Source organism: Jiangella asiatica (genome assembly GCF_004349065.1).
GTDB classification, from domain to species: Bacteria; Actinomycetota; Actinomycetes; order Jiangellales; family Jiangellaceae; genus Jiangella; species Jiangella asiatica.
Window position 1 is genome coordinate 46,772 of sequence record NZ_SMKZ01000027.1, and the last position, 16,422, is coordinate 63,193.

At 73.5% G+C, this 16,422-nt stretch carries 16 protein-coding genes; 7 read left to right on the plus strand and 9 right to left on the minus strand.

Going from position 1 to position 16,422, the window contains the following annotated elements; all coding sequences use genetic code 11:
• Positions 1-251: 251 nt before the first annotated feature.
• Positions 252-476 carry a hypothetical protein gene (locus E1269_RS18570; protein ID WP_131897220.1) on the minus strand — a complete coding sequence of 75 codons (225 nt, stop codon included), beginning with the start codon at positions 474-476 and terminating at the stop codon, positions 252-254.
• A 212-nt stretch (positions 477-688) separates the two neighbouring features.
• Between E1269_RS18570 and E1269_RS18575 the strand changes: the two genes are divergently transcribed.
• Together E1269_RS18575 and E1269_RS18580 are read left to right on the plus strand one after the other, a co-directional pair.
• Positions 689-1,552, plus strand: a complete 864-nt coding sequence (locus E1269_RS18575; RefSeq protein ID WP_131897222.1) for an exodeoxyribonuclease III — start codon at positions 689-691, stop codon at positions 1,550-1,552.
• A gap of 51 nt (positions 1,553-1,603) precedes the next feature.
• The gene (locus E1269_RS18580) at positions 1,604-1,831 is read left to right on the plus strand and encodes a CDGSH iron-sulfur domain-containing protein (protein WP_131897224.1); all 228 of its coding nucleotides are present in this window, start codon (positions 1,604-1,606) and stop codon (positions 1,829-1,831) included.
• Here the strand turns inward: E1269_RS18580 and E1269_RS18585 are convergent.
• From E1269_RS18585 to E1269_RS18605, 5 genes are all read right to left on the minus strand, one after another.
• The gene (locus E1269_RS18585) at positions 1,746-2,840 is read right to left on the minus strand and encodes a glycosyltransferase family 2 protein (RefSeq protein WP_131897226.1); all 1,095 of its coding nucleotides are present in this window, start codon (positions 2,838-2,840) and stop codon (positions 1,746-1,748) included. The two genes, E1269_RS18580 and E1269_RS18585, sit on opposite strands and share 86 nt — an antisense overlap.
• Positions 2,837-3,832 carry an iron-containing redox enzyme family protein gene (locus E1269_RS18590; protein WP_131897228.1) on the minus strand — a complete coding sequence of 332 codons (996 nt, stop codon included), beginning with the start codon at positions 3,830-3,832 and terminating at the stop codon, positions 2,837-2,839. The genes E1269_RS18585 and E1269_RS18590 overlap by 4 nt, the downstream gene beginning before the upstream one ends.
• A gap of 97 nt (positions 3,833-3,929) precedes the next feature.
• Positions 3,930-4,652, minus strand: coding sequence for a dienelactone hydrolase family protein (locus E1269_RS18595; RefSeq protein ID WP_131897230.1), 723 nt, complete (start codon positions 4,650-4,652; stop codon positions 3,930-3,932).
• A 69-nt stretch (positions 4,653-4,721) separates the two neighbouring features.
• Complete coding sequence (locus E1269_RS18600; protein ID WP_131897232.1) at positions 4,722-6,449, minus strand: sensor histidine kinase; 1,728 nt, start codon at positions 6,447-6,449, stop codon at positions 4,722-4,724.
• Positions 6,439-7,152 (minus strand): response regulator transcription factor, encoded by a 714-nt coding sequence (locus E1269_RS18605; RefSeq protein ID WP_131897234.1) that lies wholly within the window; start codon positions 7,150-7,152, stop codon positions 6,439-6,441. The genes E1269_RS18600 and E1269_RS18605 overlap by 11 nt, the downstream gene beginning before the upstream one ends.
• Before the next feature lie 122 nt (positions 7,153-7,274).
• On the opposite strand from E1269_RS18605, the gene E1269_RS18610 reads away from it, so the two are divergent.
• From E1269_RS18610 to E1269_RS18625, 4 genes are all read left to right on the plus strand, one after another.
• Entirely contained in the window at positions 7,275-8,480 is a 1,206-nt protein-coding gene (locus tag E1269_RS18610) for a serine hydrolase domain-containing protein (RefSeq protein WP_131897236.1), read from the plus strand.
• Between the two features lie 56 nt (positions 8,481-8,536).
• The gene (locus tag E1269_RS18615; RefSeq protein ID WP_131897238.1) at positions 8,537-9,748 is read left to right on the plus strand and encodes a serine hydrolase domain-containing protein; all 1,212 of its coding nucleotides are present in this window, start codon (positions 8,537-8,539) and stop codon (positions 9,746-9,748) included.
• A gap of 69 nt (positions 9,749-9,817) precedes the next feature.
• Positions 9,818-10,021 (plus strand): hypothetical protein, encoded by a 204-nt coding sequence (locus E1269_RS18620; protein WP_131897240.1) that lies wholly within the window; start codon positions 9,818-9,820, stop codon positions 10,019-10,021.
• Between the two features lie 50 nt (positions 10,022-10,071).
• Positions 10,072-10,515 (plus strand): nitroreductase/quinone reductase family protein, encoded by a 444-nt coding sequence (locus E1269_RS18625; protein WP_131897242.1) that lies wholly within the window; start codon positions 10,072-10,074, stop codon positions 10,513-10,515.
• Between the two features lie 160 nt (positions 10,516-10,675).
• On the opposite strand, the gene E1269_RS18630 is transcribed toward E1269_RS18625, so the two are convergent.
• Entirely contained in the window at positions 10,676-12,181 is a 1,506-nt protein-coding gene (locus E1269_RS18630; RefSeq protein ID WP_131897244.1) for an NAD-dependent succinate-semialdehyde dehydrogenase, read from the minus strand.
• Between the two features lie 41 nt (positions 12,182-12,222).
• Positions 12,223-13,575 (minus strand): 4-aminobutyrate--2-oxoglutarate transaminase, encoded by a 1,353-nt coding sequence (gene gabT, locus E1269_RS18635; protein ID WP_131897246.1) that lies wholly within the window; start codon positions 13,573-13,575, stop codon positions 12,223-12,225.
• Between the two features lie 113 nt (positions 13,576-13,688).
• Here gabT and E1269_RS18640 point away from each other — a divergent pair, with 113 nt between their 5' ends.
• The gene (locus E1269_RS18640) at positions 13,689-15,227 is read left to right on the plus strand and encodes a PucR family transcriptional regulator (RefSeq protein WP_131897248.1); all 1,539 of its coding nucleotides are present in this window, start codon (positions 13,689-13,691) and stop codon (positions 15,225-15,227) included.
• On the opposite strand, the gene E1269_RS18645 is transcribed toward E1269_RS18640, so the two are convergent.
• Positions 15,199-16,422, minus strand: coding sequence for an ROK family transcriptional regulator (locus E1269_RS18645; protein WP_131897250.1), 1,224 nt, complete (start codon positions 16,420-16,422; stop codon positions 15,199-15,201). The two genes, E1269_RS18640 and E1269_RS18645, sit on opposite strands and share 29 nt — an antisense overlap.

Sequence of the window (16,422 nt, forward strand, 5' to 3'; positions counted from 1 at the left end):
TTCCGTGGGTGCGCGTCGCCTCGAAATGATCACGTTCAGCACGAGATCTCGTGTCGCACCATGCTCGCAATCATGGTGAGGCTCGGGTAATCCTGCTGAACGTGATCATTTCGATCACGTCGAGCGTGCCCGAGCCCCGCAGGGCAGCACGACGGTGAGGACGTGTGCTCCCGCTTCACCGGGGACGCATGCCTGCTGAGCGCGGAGGTCCCGCCCACCTGCCATCTGGTGACGGCGGGACCTGGGGTTGGTCAGGCGTTCGCCGGTTGCAGCACGTCGTCGAGGGTGCCGTCCTTGGCCGACTCGACGATCACCCGCAGCTGGGCCAGGCTCATCTGGATGCGCTGGCCGAAGTCGTCGGTGATGACGACGCGACGTTCGGGTGGCGCGTTGTGGTTGAGGAACAGCTCCGGGCAACCGCAGTCGCAGTTGCCGCAGAACGTCACGATGTGCTGGAGAGATCCCGTGCGCTCCATGGGCGGCCTCATTCTCCCGATCGAACTGTGCAGCACCACCGGCTCTCGGAATGTAACCGAATCCGTGGATCATGAACAGTCTTGATCGATGCCGTGACGGGCAGTAAAATCCCGCAGGTCAGGCAGCGGAACGCCGCGGGAGAGGCGACGCGGCCTCAGCGCGGGTGGAGGGCGGCGCCTCGTTGTCGGTGGGCGGGGCTACGGTAGGTGCGGTGAGGGTCGCCACGTGGAACGTCAACTCGATCAAACAACGCATGCCGCGGCTGCTGCCGTGGCTGGACCAGCGCCGCCCCGACGTCGTCTGTCTGCAGGAGACCAAGCTCGCCGACGAGCTGCTCGCCGAGCTGCTCGGTGTCGAGCTGGAGCAGCGTGGCTACGAGATCGCCGCACACGGTGAGGCGCGCTGGAACGGCGTGGCCATACTGTCCCGGGTGGGTCTCGACGACGTCGTTCGCGGGCTGCCCGGCGGTCCGGGCTTTCCCGAGCCGGAGGCGCGGGCGGTCTCCGCGACGTGCGGGGGAGTGCGGGTGCACTCGGTCTACGTGCCCAACGGCCGCGTGCCCGGCTCCGAGCACTACAACTACAAGCTGGCCTGGCTGGCGGCGCTGCGCGCGCAGGTGCGGGCCGGGCCGCAGTCCGTCATGGTCTGCGGCGACATGAACATCGCGCCCGCCGATGCCGACGTCTTCGACCCTGACGCCTACATCGGCCAGACCCACGTCACCGAGCCGGAGCGGGCCGCCCTGGCCGAGCTGCAGTCCGCCGGCCTCCACGACGTCGTGCGCGACCGCTGGCCCAGCGACCGCGTCTTCACCTACTGGGACTACCGGGCCGGCATGTTTCACAAGGATCTCGGCATGCGCATCGACCTCGTGCTCGCCGACGGCCCGGTGGCCGAGCGGGTCCAGGCCGCCTGGGTCGACCGGCACGCCCGCAAGGGCACCGGTCCGAGTGACCACGCGCCCGTCATCGTCGACCTCGACGAGGCCCCTGACGGCGACATCGGCCCGGTGGTGCCCCCGCCGTCCGCCGCCGCGCCCCGGCGCGGGACGGTGAAGCTGCCCCAGGCCCCCTGACCGCGGGTGGATCGCGGGCATGGCCGGTGCCCTGACGGGTACCTGCCGGACATGACCGACAAGGCAGTGATCCGCGCCTACGACGACGGGCCGTTGCTGGTCCGCGGCGCGTTCGAGATCCAGACCCAGGACGGCGACGTCATCGACGCCCGCCGGGCGACGGTGGCGCTGTGCCGGTGCGGCAGGTCGGCCATCAAGCCGTTCTGCGACGGGAGCCACGTCGCGGCGGGCTTCCGGGCGTCCACGTCGGCGCGCCGGGCCAACCGGACCGCCGGGTGAGCGCGGCCACGTCCAGCGCCGCTCGGTCTTGTGCGGCCCGGTCCCGCACAGCTCGGTCGAGCATGGCCTGGCTGTGCGCCGCCACCGCCAGCCGCGTGCCGGCGTAGGAGACGCCGCCGGCCAGCACCCGCATGGCCACCGCCACCCACGAGCACACCCCGCGCTCCAGCACCCACGCCGGCGCCCACAAGGCGGCGCTCGCCGGGTACGCGCGGGTGCCGCCGTCCCGGCGCCGGCCGGCCTCGGCGATCGCGATCGCCGCGACGACCGCCGCCGCGCTCATCTGCCATTGTCGGCGCCGCGCCAGGGCGACGCCCGCCGGCAGGATCGCCAGCTCGGCGGCGAGCCGGCCCGGCTGGGCGAGGCTGTCGAAGGCTTGGCGGACCCGCTGCGACCAGAAGGTTCGCACCGTCGGCGGCCGGCGTCGGACGAACACACCACGCGCGAACCGGACCGTGGCGCCGGCGGCCCGCATCGTCCGGATCAGCTCGAGATTCTCGAACAGCACGTCGCCGTCGTAGCCGCCGGCCGCGTCGTACCGGTGGCGGCGCACCCCGAGGGTCCCCGGGTAGTCGGTGCCGAATGCCCGGTTGACCAGCGACCGGGCGCTGTCCCAGCGGGCGTGCCAGGGCAGCGGCTCGAAGACGTTCTGCGGCACCACCACGTCCGCGCGATCCAGCTCCCGGAGCACCGACGCGAGCGAGGCCTCGTCGTAGCGGACGTCGTCGTCGGCGATGACGACGACGTCACCGGTGGCGCGCCGCAGCCCGGTCCGCACCCCGTGGACCTTCCCGTTGCGGCAGCGCAGCTCGTCGTCCGGCCGGAGATGTGTCACCAGCCCGGCCCAGGCGGCACGGTGCCGCGCGAAGAGCTCCGGCGGCGAGCCGTCGACGACCACCACCCGGCAACGGGTGCGCAGCCAGGCCAGGTAGCCGGTCAGCTCCGCCAGCCGATCGACGTCGGCCGTCCAACGCAGCGGCAGGACATAGGCCGGCGGCTCGATGGTCATCGAGCCGCGGCGATCGGTGCGCGCCGGCTGCTCTCCTGCCAGCTCACCAGCAGGGTCTTCGCGAACAGACCGTCGACGACGAGGCACGCGGTGGCGCCGAAGGCGAGGTCGATGGCCGCGTCCGGATGCGCGCGCAGGTAGCTGCCGCACAGGTCGTGAGCGGCGATCTGCTCGTGGACGGCGTCGGCCTCGACGTGCTCGTCGAAGTACCGGGCCGCGTCGTCGTCCCCGCCGAGGCGGCGAACGCCCGCCGCATAGCGCCGGTTGGGCTCGGTGGACGTCATTTCGAACACCGCGAGATGCCCCAGCAGCGCGGCGAGCCAGCGGCGGTGCAACCCGAACAAAGACATCAGGTTCGACACCGCCAGCGTGACCGCCGGCACCTGGGGCACGTAGTACCCGTACTCGTCCGACAGGCCCAGCCAGCGCATGGTCCGCCGGAACAGCTCGGCGTGCATGCGTTCCGGCCGGCCGCCGCCGTACTCGTCGGCCTGGATCTCCAGCATGGCCGCTTTGGCGGCACCGTCCAGCCGCGGAATGCCGAACGTGTGCGGATCGGCCTCCTTGAGCTGGTAAATCGACCGGTTGCGCGCGAACTCGCGGAACTGCTCGCGGGTCGCGTGCCGCTGCAGGTAGCGGGACAGCGACGGCGCATCGTCGGCGTCGACGATCTGCCGCAGCAGCCGGGGCGCCGGGAGCGCGGGGTCGACCTCGCGGCCGGCACACAGCTGGCGCAGGCACGCCGTCCAATGCCGTTCCAGGTCGGCGCGGAACCGGAGCACGTCGACGTCCCATTCCATCTCGGCCGGCACGTCCGCGAAGCCGCGGTAGTGCAGCTCGTAGCAACACCACAGCGCGAGCTGCAGGTCGTCGTCGCACCACGCCGTGGAGAGCGGGCCCGAAGGTCGCGGTGCCGGCGTCGGCGGCGCGGCGTGGATGAGATGCCGGACCAGCCACCGGCTCAACTCGCCCCTCGGCGGCGGCAGCTCCATGGACGATCCCCCTTTTCGGCTCGTAGACAGCGCCATACCCAGCACCGGTGGGACGCATGCCGTCCAGCCGGGGCGGCGTCCGTCAGGCGCCGGCCGGTCAGGCGGCGCCGAGGTGGGCGCTGAACCAGTCGCCGGCCAGCCGGGCCACCTCGGCCAGCGCGCCGGGCTCCTCGAACAGGTGCGTCGCGCCCGGCACGACCGCCAGGTCGCGGACGCATCGCATCCGGGCCAGCGCCGCGCGGTTGAGCCCCAGCACCTGCTCGTCGCGGCCGCCGACGATGAGCAGGGTCGGCGCCTGGACTCCGGGCAGCGCGTCGCCGGCGAGGTCAGGGCGGCCGCCGCGGGAGACGACGGCGCCGACGCGCTCGTCGTCGGGGGCGGCGACGGCGAGCGCGGCCGCGGCACCGGTGCTGGCGCCGAACAGGCCGAGCGGCAGGTGCGCCGTCGCCGGGTCGGTCGCGAGCCACCGGCCGGCCAGCCTCAGGCGGTCGGCCAGCAGCGCGATGTCGAAGCGGTGCCGGCCGGTGACGGCATCGTCGCGCTCCTCGACGTCGGTGAGCAGGTCGGTCAGCAGGGTCGCGAACCCCTGCCGCTGCAGCGCCGCGGCGACCGAGCGGTTGCGCGGGCTGTGCCGGCTACTGCCGCTGCCGTGCGCGAACAGGACCACCCCGCGTGCGTCCGGGGGAACCGCGAGGTCCGCGTGGATCGCCTCACGCGCCTCGACGCCGGCGACGGCGCCGCTGTGCACCGGCACGGTGACCGGACGCTCGGTCAGCCGGTCGTCGTGGTCGGTCGGGCCGTCGCGGCCCAGGTACGTCATCGGAGACCACTCCTTCGAACCGCGGCGTACCCAGCCGGGCACGGAACACACCGGGTCGCCCGACCCGGCTCAGGACGGCCGGACGCGCTGATCCAGGAGGTGTGACTCGACCGCCGGCAGCACGACGGTGAACGCCGAGCCGACCCCGACGGCGCTGGAGACCTCGAGGCGTCCCTGGTGGGCCTCGACCAGGTGCTGGGCGATGGCCAGCCCCAGGCCCGAGCCGGGGTGCGGCCGGCCGGTTGGCGGGTCGGAGCGGTAGGCCCGGTCGAAGACGTGCGGCAGGTCCTCGGCGGCGATACCGCAGCCGGTGTCGCTCACGGTGAGCACGGCCGAGCCGGCCGAGCGACGCACCGTGATCGTCACGGTGCCGCCGGCCGGCGTGTGCCGGACCGCGTTCGACACCAGGTTGCCCAGGACCTGCCGCAGCCGCGCCGGGTCGGCCCTGACGGTCACCCGCTCGGCGTCCTGGACGCGCAGGTGGACGCCGAGAGCCGACGCCTCGGCCCGGTGCCCGGCGACCACCTGCTCGGCCAGGTCGGCGGCATCGCGCTCCTCCGGGTGCAGCCGCAGCAGACCGGCGTCGGCCAGCGCGAGGTCGTGGAGGTCGGTGACCAGCCGTTCCAGCTGCGCCGACTCCGTGATCAGGGACGTGACCAGGCCAGGCGCGAGTGGGACGACGCCGTCGCGGGCCGCCTCCAGGTGCGTGCGGACGTTCGACAGCGGCGTTCGCAGCTCGTGCGTCACTTCGCTGATCATCGCGGTGCGGCGCCGCTCGTGGCTCTCGACCGCGGCGACGGTCAGCGCGCGCAGGCGCCGGGTGAGGCGGCGGCCGACCGGGAGCGTCAGCGCGACGGCGGCGGCCAGCCCGGTCGCGGCCGCCGTGGCCACCCGCGGCGAACCGGCTTCCGACAGCGGGTCGAACCCGTCGCCGCTGCCGACGTAGAGATGCGCCGGCGGGGCGACGAAGGCCCGCTTGGCCTCGGTGGCCGCGGCCTCGGCGCAGGCCGCCCAGGTGGGTCCGGTGCCCGCGACCGGAAGCAACCTGGGCAGGCCATCGCCGTCGGTGGTGGCCTCGTACGGCAGCGCGTTCGCGTCGAGGCAGGCCGCGGTCTCGGCGACGGTGCGCTCCCGCAGTGCCCGGCTCGCCGCGGTCGGCGCGAACAGGGCCTCGGCCCCGCATGACCGCACCGTCTCCGGCGGAGTTCCGGAGGTGGTGGTCGTAGGGGTGCCGCTGGCGTCGGTACGCAGCCGCCGGTACCAGGGCTCGGCCGGCGGTTCGGCCGGACGGGCGTTCTCCGCGCACGCGGCCGCCGCGTCCGCACGCGCCTGCAGCTGCTGCCGCTCTTGTTCGGTCGGCTGCCAGGTGTAGAAGGACAGGTTGGCGCCGCCGTCCGAGCCGCCGCCGACGACGACGTTGGGTTCGGGCTCCGCGTCGGCGAGCGGCTCGGCGGCCGCGTCGATCAGCGTGGTCGGCGTCGACGGCAGGTCGCCGGCCTCCGTACCGAGCAACTCGGCGGAGTCGGCGATCACCGCGCCGTCGGGCGTGGTGACGGCGATGCGCTCACCGGTCCGCTCGGCGAGCTCGAGCACCAGCGATGCGACGCCGTCCCAGCTCGCATGCTCGTTGGCGAAGAAGTAGAGGTCGGTGTAGGCGTCGAGGTCGGTCTCGAGCAGCGGCTGGCCACCTGCGTCGTCGTCACCGTCGTAGGCGAGCAGCAGGATCGTCGCGCTCACGGCGAACGAAGCCACCGACAGCGAGAGCCCGAGCAGGCGCGGCTGGAGACTACGGTGCACCACCGGCCTCCTCGTCGGCCGGATCGGCGAGCTTGTAGCCCACGCCGGTGACCGTCAGCAGGTAACGCGGCCGGGTGGGGTCCGGCTCGATCTTGCGGCGCAGGTTCATGACGTGCATGTCGACCGCGCGGGCGGTCACCGAGCGGTCGAACCGGCCGGTGCGCTCCAGCAGCATCTGCCGGGTGAACGCCCGTCCCGGCGCCGCGCCGAGGCTGGACAGGAGCGCGAACTCCGCCGGCGTGGTCGCTACGGCCGTCCCGTCGACGCGTACCTCGTGCCGTGCGGCGTCGATGAGCAGCCGGCCGATGCGGACCTGTTCGGGCTGGTGTCCGGTGGATCGGGCCGAACGCCGCAGCACGGCCTGTACCCGCGCGAGCAGCTCCGGCGGGCTGAACGGCTTGGTCACGTAGTCGTCCGCGCCCAGCGAGAACCCCAGCAGGAGGTCGTCCTCGCCGGCCCGGGCGGTGAGCATGACGACCGCGACGTCGTGCTCGGCGCGGACCACCCGGCACACCTCCAGACCGGACACGGCTGGCAGCACCAGGTCGAGCACCAGTAGGTCGGGTCGGTGCCGCCGGACCGACTCGATGGCCGCCCGGCCGTCGTGCACCACCGCCACCCGGTGCCCTTCGCGAGCCAGGTACCGGCGGATCACCTCGGCCTGCCCGCGATCGTCCTCGGCGACGAGGATGCGCGCCGTCATGCCCGGAAGTGTCGCGCACGGAGCTGAGAGTTCCCCAAGAAGTCCCGGGGCTGACCGCGTCTTGACACGAACTTGACCGCCCCCACGCAGGCTGTGGGTGTCGACCCCTAGAAGGAGATGCTGTGAACGCTCATCACGACACCACTGCGCCGGCACTGTCCCGGCGGTCCGTCCTGGGCATGCTGGGTGCGGTCCCGGTGGCGAACGGCTCGGGCATCGCGCTGGCCGGGGCCGCCCGCGCGGACGAGACCGCGGGGAAGTCCGCGACGACCGCCGCCGGCGGGCGCATCCCGGAGGAGCTGCGGCCGGGCGGGAAGTTCGACCAGTACCTGGCCGACCTGGCCGAGAAGGACGCGTTCGCCGGCACCGTGCTGGTGCGGTTGAAGGGTCGCGACGTGTTGTCGCGCTCGTACGGGATGGCGAACAAGGAGAAGGAGATCCCACACGGCCCGGACACCATCTTCACGCTGGGCTCGGTGCCGAAGGCGATGACCGCGGTCGCGATCACCCAGCTGGCCGCGGCCGGCAAGGTGGACTTCCACGAGAAGCTGGGCGCCTACGTCGACGGGTTCTCCGACGAGGTGGCGAACACGGTCACCGTCCACCAGATGCTCACCCACACCTCCGGGCTCACCGACTACCACCGGATCGAGGGGTTCTGGAAGGAGGCCCCGACCTGGGACACCGTCGAGGCCACCTGGAACGGCTGCCTGGAGTACGTCCAGCTGGACGAGCTGAAGTTCCCGGCCGGATACAGCAACTCCGCCTTCTTCGCCCTCGGCGCGATCGTCGCGGCGGTCTGCGACGAGGACTCGTACTACGACTACATCCGCCGGCACGTGTTCGAGGTGGCCGGCATGACGAGCTCGGACTGGTTCACCCTGCCCGAGGCCCGGGAGGACCCGCGCATCGCCCACCCGTACTTCAAGAACGAGGCCGGCGAGTGGCTCGACGCCGTCCTCGAGGACGACCAGTTGTTCGTCGGCACGCCGGCCGGCGGCGCGTTCGCGACGGCCGGCGACCTGGCCCGCTTCGCCGAGGCGGTCATGGACGACACCCTCCTCGGGGAGGCCGGCTGGACTCACCTGGCCACGAGCCCGAAGACACCCATGCCGCAGCCCGGCGGTACACCGTTCGAGGCGTACGGCACCGTCTGGCGGCTGATGAACGGCCAGCGGACGGTGTCGAAGACCGGCGGCAGCAAGGGCGTGTCGGCGAGCGTCGAGTGGTTCCCGGACTCCGGCTGGGTGGCGGTGGCGCTGGCCAACTATGCCCGGGCGGCAGAGACCGTCGGTGAGCGGCTGCGCGAGCTCATCACCGCGGCGTGACGCGGCCGCGCCCGCGCCGCCGCCCGGATTCCCAACCCGAGAAGGAGCAGGACCACGTGAACACCACCAACGACACCACTGCGGCGGCACTGTCCCGGCGGTCCGTCCTGGGCATGCTGGGCGCGGTCCCGGTGGCGACCGGCTCGGGCATCGCGCTGGCCGGGGCCGCCCGCGCGGACGAGACCGCGGCGACCGCGGCGTCAGCGTCGGCCACGATCCCGCGGTCGCTGCGGCCGGGCGGCGAGTTCGACCAGTACCTCGCCGACCTCGCCGAGAAGGACGAGTTCGCGGGCACCGTCCTGGTGCGATGGCGCGGACACGACGTGCTGTCCCGGTCGCACGGCATGGCGAACAAGGAGAAGGAGATCCCGCACGGCCCGGACATCGTCTACACCCTCGGCTCGGTGACGAAGGCGTTGACCGCGATCGCGATCACCCAGCTGGTCGCCCAGGGCAAGGTCGCCTACCACGAGAAGCTGTCCACCTACGTCGACGGCTTCGTCGACCCACTCGCCAAGGACGTCACCGTCCACCACCTGCTCACGCACAGCTCGGGCTTCGTCAACGTCCACCAGAACACGGGCTACTGGCAGGAGTCGAGAACCTGGGACAGCGTCGAGGAGGTCTGGGAGGGAACCCTGAAGTACGTCCGGCAGGACGACGTGACCTTCCCGCCCGGCAGCAGCACCGAGTACAGCAACACCGGCTTCTTCGCCCTCGGCGCGATCGTGGCGGCGACTTCCGGCGCGGACTCGTACTACGACTACGTCCGCGAGCACGTGTTCGAGCCGGCCGGCATGAAGGACTCCGACTTCTACACCCTGCCCGAGGCGCGTGATGACCCGCGGATCGCGCACCCGTACCACAAGGACGGCAACGGCGACTGGGTCGACGTCATATACAGCGACCAGCAGTTGTTCGTCGGCACGCCGTCCGGCGGGTCGTTCTCCACCCCGGGTGACCTGGCGGCCTTCGCCGAGGCGGTCATGGACGACACGCTCCTCGGAGAGCCGGCGTGGACCCACGTCGCGACGACGCCGAAGCTGCCGCTGTACTCCGACCCGGAGATCACCTTCGCTGGGTACGGCCTCACCTGCCGCCTGCCCGGTGACGAATGGTCGCTGGCGAAGAACGGCGGCACCCAGGGCGTCTCGGCAAACGTGGAGTGGTTCCCCGAGTCCGGCTGGGTGGCGGTCGTGCTGTCCAACTACACCAAGGCCGCCGAACCCGTCGCCGACGAGATCCGCCGGCTCATCGCCGCGGGCTAGCAACGAGAGAGTGAGGTACCGCGTGAACCCCGGGAAGCACCAGCCCTCGGCGCACCCTCGCGCCGGAACGTGCTCGGCGGCCTGCTCGGAGCCGTGCCGGTGGCCGCCGGGGCGGCGGGCCTGGTATCCGCCGCGTCCGCCGTCCCCGCGGACCTGCGACCGGGCCGGTTCTCCGTCGCGTCCATCACCAAGCAGTTCACCAGGGTTGCGATCGCCCAGCTGGTCGAGCGGGACGTGATCGGATACCCACGAGGCCGCCGAGTCGGTGCGTGACCTGGCGCGCGAGTTGATCGCCGGGGTGTCGAACCACCTAGACTTGGCGGATGCTTCCTGATCTCGACGACGACGCGCGCGCCCGCGCGGAGGAGCGGCTGCGCGAGCAGACGGTTGTCTGGCTGACCACGGTCTCCGCCGACGGCCAGCCCCAGACGTCGCCGGTCGGCTTCGTGTGGGACGGCGAGTCCTTCCTCATCCTCAGCCAGCCGGGCCAGGCCAAGGTGCGCAACCTGGGCGGCAACCCCAGGGTCTCGCTGCACCTGGACCTCGACGGCGAGGCCGAGCGGAACAGCGTGCTCACAGTCGAGGGCGTCGCCACGGTGGACCCCGCACCGCCCGGCGGCTCCGCCCGGCTGAGCGAGGACGAGGCCGCCGTCTACGTCGAGCGCTACCTGGAGAGCATGGAGTGGGCGGGCACCACTCCGGAGGCGACGTTCGCCGACTTCTCCACGGTCATCCGCGTCACCCCGACCCGCGCCCGGTCCTGGTGAACCCACGCCTGGCCCTTGGGTCCAGCGCGCCACCGTGCTGCGCCTCGGCACGCGAAGTCTTTCGATGCACCGGGACAGATCGGACGGGCGGGCGGTGAGTTCGCGTGCCAAGGATGGCGACTGACGAGGACTGCCTCCTTGACTCTCCGCCCGTGCGGGGTCACTCCCAGTCGACGCTGAAGTACTGCGTCTCCTGGAACTCCCGCAGCCCGTGCCGGCCGCCCTCCCGGCCCAGCCCGCTCTGCTTGAGTCCACCGAACGGCGCCGCCGGGTCGGAGACGATGCCTCGGTTGATGCCGACCATCCCGGCCTCGATCGACTCGGCCAGGCGCATCGCGGCGCGCAGGTCCGCGCTGTACACGTAGGCCGCCAGCCCGGACTCGCCAGCGTTGACATGCTCCAGCAGCCGGGCCTCGTCCGTCCAGGTGACGACGGGCGCCACCGGGCCGAAGATCTCGGTGGTCAGGATGCTGGCCGTGGCCGGCACGCCGGCCAGCACCGTCGGCGGATAGTAGGAGCCGCCGGTGTGCTCCGGAACCGCGGCCCGGTGGGTGACGGTGGCGCCCTCGGCCACCGCGCCCTCGACCAGGGCCCGCACGTCGTCGACCGCGCGAGGGTTGATCAGCGGTCCTATCGCGGTGGTCTGGTCCACGGCCGGACCCACCACCAGCCGCTCGACGGTGGCGCCGAATCGCTCCAGGAACGCGTCCGCGACGTCGGCGTGGACGTAGAAGCGGTTCGCCGCCGTGCAGGCCTGTCCGCCGTTGCGGAACTTCGCCACCGTCGCGCCGCGCACGGCGGCGGCGACGTCGGCATCGGCGGTGACGACGAACGGGGCGTTTCCGCCCAGCTCCATCGAGGTGTTGACCACCCGTCCCGCGGCCCGGCTCAGCAGGGCGCTGCCGACCTCGGTCGACCCGGTGAACGACAGCTTGCGCACCCGCGGGTCGGCCAGCCAGGCGGCCACCACGTCCCGCGCCGAGGTCGTCGGCACGACGTTGACCACCCCGGCCGGAACCCCTGCCGTCCGCAGGATGCGCGCGATCGCCAGGGCGGTGAGCGGGGTCTCCGACGCGGGTTTCAGCACGACGGTGCAGCCGGCGGCCAGCGCCGGCGCGATCTTCCGGGTCGCCATGGCGGCGGGGAAGTTCCACGGCGTGACGAGCGCGGCGACGCCCACCGGGCGATGGGTGACGATGGTCCGGGTGGCGCCGGCCGGCGCGGGGCCGTACTCGCCCTCGGTGCGCACCGCCTCCTCGGCGTACCACCGGAAGAACTCCGCGGCGTAGGCCGCCTCCGCTCGGCTGTCGGCCAGTGCCTTGCCGTTCTCCCAGGACATCAGCGCGGCCAGCTCGGCGGCGTGCTCCCGCATGAGCTCGAAGCCGCGGCGCAGCGTCTCGCCGCGCTCGCGTGGTGCCGTGGCGGACCATCCGGGCAGAGCGGCCGCGGCGGCGTCGACGGCGGCGGCCGCGTCCGCGACGGTTCCGTCCGAGACGCCGGCGATGACGGCGCCGGTGGAGGGGTCGCGGACGTCGAAGCGGGCACCGCCGGCGGCCGCTCGGCCGGCCCCGTCGACCCAGACGGCGTGGCCGGGCTCCAGGGCACGGACGTAGTCGCCGACGATGCCGGCGAGCGTCGGGACCGGGGCGGGCGCGGTCGTGGGCATGGTGGTCTCCTCGCTCTCGGGTCGCGGATCTCGGATCGCGGTCACCGGGTGGCGGCGACGGCGTCGCCGAGGACGTCCAGGCCCTCGGCCAGCAGGATGTCGGGCATGCTCAACGGCGGCAGGAGGCGCACTACGTTGCCGAAGGTGCCGCAGGTCAGCACGATGAGACCGCGGGCCCGGGCGGCCGCCGCGATGCGGCCGGCGACCGCGGCGTCCGGTGTCGTCGTGCCGGGCTCGACCAGCTCGACCGCCACCATCGCGCCGCGTCCGCGCACGTCGCCGATCCTGGGGTCGTCGTCGCGCAGCCGGCCGAGCCGGTCGAGCATGGTCGTGCCGATCGCCCGGGCGCGGTCGAGCAGGTTGTCCGCCGCGATCGCGTCGATCGTGGCCAGTGCGGCGGCGCAGCCGAGCGGGTTGCCGCCGTAGGTGCCGCCGAGGCTGCCCGGCCCGGGCGCGTCCATGATCGCCGCGCGCCCGGTCACCGCCGAAAGCGGCAGGCCGCCGGCGATGCCCTTCGCGCTCACCACGAGGTCGGGGACCACGCCCTCGTGCTCGCAGGCGAACATCCGGCCGGTCCGGGCGAAGCCGCTCTGCACCTCGTCGGCGACGAACACGACGCCAGCCGACGCGGCCCACTCGGCCAGCCGCGGGAGGAACCCCGGCGCCGGCACGATGAAGCCGCCCTCGCCCTGGATGGGCTCGATGACGACGGCGGCCAGGTTCTCGGCGCCGACCTGGGACTCGATGACCTCGATGGCACGGGCCGCGGCCGCCGGCCCGTCGAGTCCGCCGTCGCGGAACGGGTACGACAGCGGGGCTCGGTACACCTCAGGGGCGAACGGCCCGAAGCCGCTCTTGTACGGCACGTTCTTCGCGGTCAGCGCCATCGTGAGGTTGGTGCGGCCGTGGTAGGCGTGGTCGAAGGCCACCACCGCGGTCCGGCCGGTGAACGCCCGGGCGATCTTGACCGCGTTCTCCACCGCCTCCGCGCCTGAGTTGAACAGGACCGTGCGCTTCGGGTGGCGGCCGGGTGTGAGCTCGTTGAGGGCCTCGGCGACCCGGACGTAGCCGTCGTACGGGGTCACCATGAAGCACGTGTGCGTGAACCGCTCGGCCTGCTCGCGCACCGCGTCGACGACGCCCGGCGCGCTGGCACCGACGGTGGTGACGGCGATGCCCGAGCCGAAGTCGATCAGCGAGTTCCCGTCGACGTCGACGACGACACCGCCGCCCGCGGCCACGGCGTAGACCGGCATCGTGGTCGCGACCCCGGGCGCCACCGCGGCCGCCCGGCGCGCGTCCCACTCGCGCGAGCGCGGTCCTGGGATCTCGGTCACCAGCCGGTGCTCCTGGCGCAGGCCGGGACCGCCCCGCACCTCGACGACGTCAGCCATCTCGTTCCTCCCGATCGCGATGGGGTTCGCGGTGACGCTAGCCCCGGCGACCGGCCGATGGCGCTGTAGATCGTGCACAACCTGGCCGCATCTACTGTGCGACACTGACAACCGTGGTGAGCGTCGCGCAGATCGTGGCGACGCCCGGGCTCGCGCTCCGGGCGGTCGCCCTGCCCCACGCGGACGTGCCCGTCACCTGGGTGGCAACCAGCGAGCTGACCGACCCGACCCCGTTCCTCGAAGGTGGCGAGGTCCTGCTGACGACGGGGATGGCGACCGCCGCGTGGACGGGAGAGTGGGACGGTTACGTGTGCCGGCTGGCCGCGGCCGGCGTCGTGGCCGTCGGCTTCGGCGTCGGCCTGACCCACGACGCCGTCCCCGAGCCGCTCGCGCGGGCCTGCGCCGACCACGCGCTCAACCTCGTCGAGGTGCCGCGCGCCACGCGCTTCGTGGACATCAGCCGGCTGATCGCGCGGAAGGTCGGCGAGCCGGAGCAGGCCGCGGTGCGCGAGGCGCTGGTCATGCAGCGCGAGCTCACCATGGCCGCCGTGCACGCCGACGGCCTCGGCACCCTGGTCCGCCGGCTCGCCGACGTCGTGGGCGGTGCGGCCTGCGTCGTCGACCCCGACGGCCGGTTTGTCGTCGGGCCGGGTGATCCGGTGCCGCCGGCACTGGCCGGGCCGGCGCTGGCGGCGCAGATCCAGCGGCAGCGCCCGCACGGCCTGCGTGCGTCGTCGACGATCGTCGACGACGAGGGCGTGACGGTGATCCAGCCGATCGGCCTGCGCGGCCGGCCGCACCGCTACCTCGCGCTCAGGGCGCCGAGCCTGACCGACGACCAGCGCGCCGCCGTCACCACCGCGGTCGCGCTGCTCAGCCTGACCGCCGAAGGCGGCGTGCCGCTCCGAGCGGTCCGGTGGCGGCTGCGCCGGCGGGCCGTGGAACTGGTGGCCGACGGCGACCCCGGCACCGCGACCGCGCTGCTCGCCGCCGTGTCCGACGTGCCGGCGGCGACGATCCGCCTCCCGGACCCGCTGCGGGTCCTGCGCGCGTCGGGGACCGCAGAGGCGCTCGACGACGCCGTCTGGGTCCTCGACGAGACCGGCGGGCGCGCCGCTGGGCACGCCGACGTCGCCGCCCGCCTCGACGACGAGCTGTGGCTGCTCGTCGATCCCGCCCGGGCCGCCGCGACCGCATCCTGGCTCCGTGACCACGGCCTTCGCGTGGGCGTCGGCGCCACGACGAGCCTGGCCGATGCCGGCCGCGGCGCCGCGACCGCCGGTCACGCCCTGTCCCGGGCCGGCGCCGCGGACGTCGTCGACTGGGACGCCGTCGTCGACGACGGCGCCGTCGGCCTCATCGACCCCGCGGCCGGCGCCGCGTTCGCCTCCGCCTTCGCCGGCCGCGTGGCCGCGGCCGCCACCGACCCGTCCGCGTCGCTGGCCACGCTGGAGTCGTTCCTGCGCCACCACGGCCGGCACGGCGCCGTCGCCGCGGAGCTCGGTATCCACCGCAACACGGTCCGTAACCGGCTGCGCGACATCGAGGCCGCGCTCGGGCGGTCACTCGACGACCCTCAGGTTCGCATGGACGCCTGGGTGGCCCTCAGACTGCGCGGTCGGGTCAAAGCGACACGCCGAGCTGGTGGGTGATGGCCGCGGCGGCGGCGCCGAGCACGCCGGATCGGGTGGCGTTCTCGTCCATGGTGATGGTGGGCAACGCGTTCAGGGCCGACATCGTCCGCGCGGCGACGTGCTCGCGGAGCCGGTCGAGGAAGCGCGGGCCGGCCTCGACGATCGGGCCGTGCAGGATGAACAGCGGGATCGACAGCACGTGGAAGAGGTTGACGATGCCCAGCGCGACGTGGCCGGCGTAGTCGTCGAGCACCTCGGCGGCGGCCGGGTCGCCGGTGTCGGCGAGCTCGGTCAGCCGGCGGGGCGTCATCGTCTCCGGCTCCGGCAGACCGGCCTGCTCGGACCGCCGGTGCAGCCACCGGGACGAGGCCAGGGTCTCCCAGCAGCCGCGCTGGCCGCACCGGCACAGCTCGCCGTCGTGGTCGACGGTCATGTGGCCGACCTCGGAGGCGACGAGCGGACCGCGCAGCAGCCGCCCGTCCAGCATGATCCCGGCACCGATCCCGGCGCCGATCTGGAGGGCGGCGAAGTCGCGCACGCCCCGCGCCTGCCCGAACCAGCGCTGACCGAGTGCCAGCGCACGGGCGTCGTCCTCGAGTACCACCGTCGTGCCGGTCGCCGCCGCGAGTAGTGCCGGCAGCCGGGACCCCGGCAGCGTGTCGATCGTCGTGGAGACGAGTATCTCGCCGTCGGGGCCGAAGAACCCGGGCAGCGCGAGACCGACCGCGATCAGCGGCTGCCGGGTCGGCCCCAGCACGGTGCGGACGGCGTCGACGGCGGCCGCGTCGAGCTCCGCGGCGCTGCGCACGGGCGGCAGCGCGACGCTCTCCCGCACCGACACCCGCCCGTCGGAGGCGACCACTCCGACCTCGACGACGCCGGGCTGGAGCACCACCGCGCCGAGCGGTCCGCGGTCGGCGAACCACAGCGGCCGGGACGGCTTGCCGATGCGGCGCGACCCGCCGGTGCCGGACTCCAGCTCGTGCAGCACGCCCTCGGTCAGCAGCCCGGCTGCCACGCCGCCGATGCTGGCTCGGGTGACGCCGCTGTGCCGGGCCAGGTCCGCACGCGACAGCGGCCCGTGGTCGGCGAGTGCCTGCAGCACCCGCGCCCGGTTGGTGCTGCCGACGGCGGTCGTCGAGAGCAGGCCGGTCTCGGGCCGGGGGCCCAGCGCGACGACGCGCGGCCCCGGTCGCGGCGCGGTCGCGGTCAT

Coding starts and splice junctions, on each gene's coding strand:
- E1269_RS18570 (WP_131897220.1), bottom strand. CDS start 476: ATGGAGCGCACGGGATCTCTCCAGCACATCGTGACGTTCTGCGGCAAC.
- E1269_RS18580 (WP_131897224.1), top strand. CDS start 1,604: ATGACCGACAAGGCAGTGATCCGCGCCTACGACGACGGGCCGTTGCTG.
- E1269_RS18585 (WP_131897226.1), bottom strand. CDS start 2,840: ATGACCATCGAGCCGCCGGCCTATGTCCTGCCGCTGCGTTGGACGGCC.
- E1269_RS18590 (WP_131897228.1), bottom strand. CDS start 3,832: ATGGAGCTGCCGCCGCCGAGGGGCGAGTTGAGCCGGTGGCTGGTCCGG.
- E1269_RS18595 (WP_131897230.1), bottom strand. CDS start 4,652: ATGACGTACCTGGGCCGCGACGGCCCGACCGACCACGACGACCGGCTG.
- E1269_RS18605 (WP_131897234.1), bottom strand. CDS start 7,152: ATGACGGCGCGCATCCTCGTCGCCGAGGACGATCGCGGGCAGGCCGAG.
- E1269_RS18625 (WP_131897242.1), top strand. CDS start 10,072: ATGCTTCCTGATCTCGACGACGACGCGCGCGCCCGCGCGGAGGAGCGG.
- E1269_RS18630 (WP_131897244.1), bottom strand. CDS start 12,181: ATGCCCACGACCGCGCCCGCCCCGGTCCCGACGCTCGCCGGCATCGTC.
- gabT (WP_131897246.1), bottom strand. CDS start 13,575: ATGGCTGACGTCGTCGAGGTGCGGGGCGGTCCCGGCCTGCGCCAGGAG.
- E1269_RS18645 (WP_131897250.1), bottom strand. CDS start 16,422: ATGACCGCGACCGCGCCGCGACCGGGGCCGCGCGTCGTCGCGCTGGGC.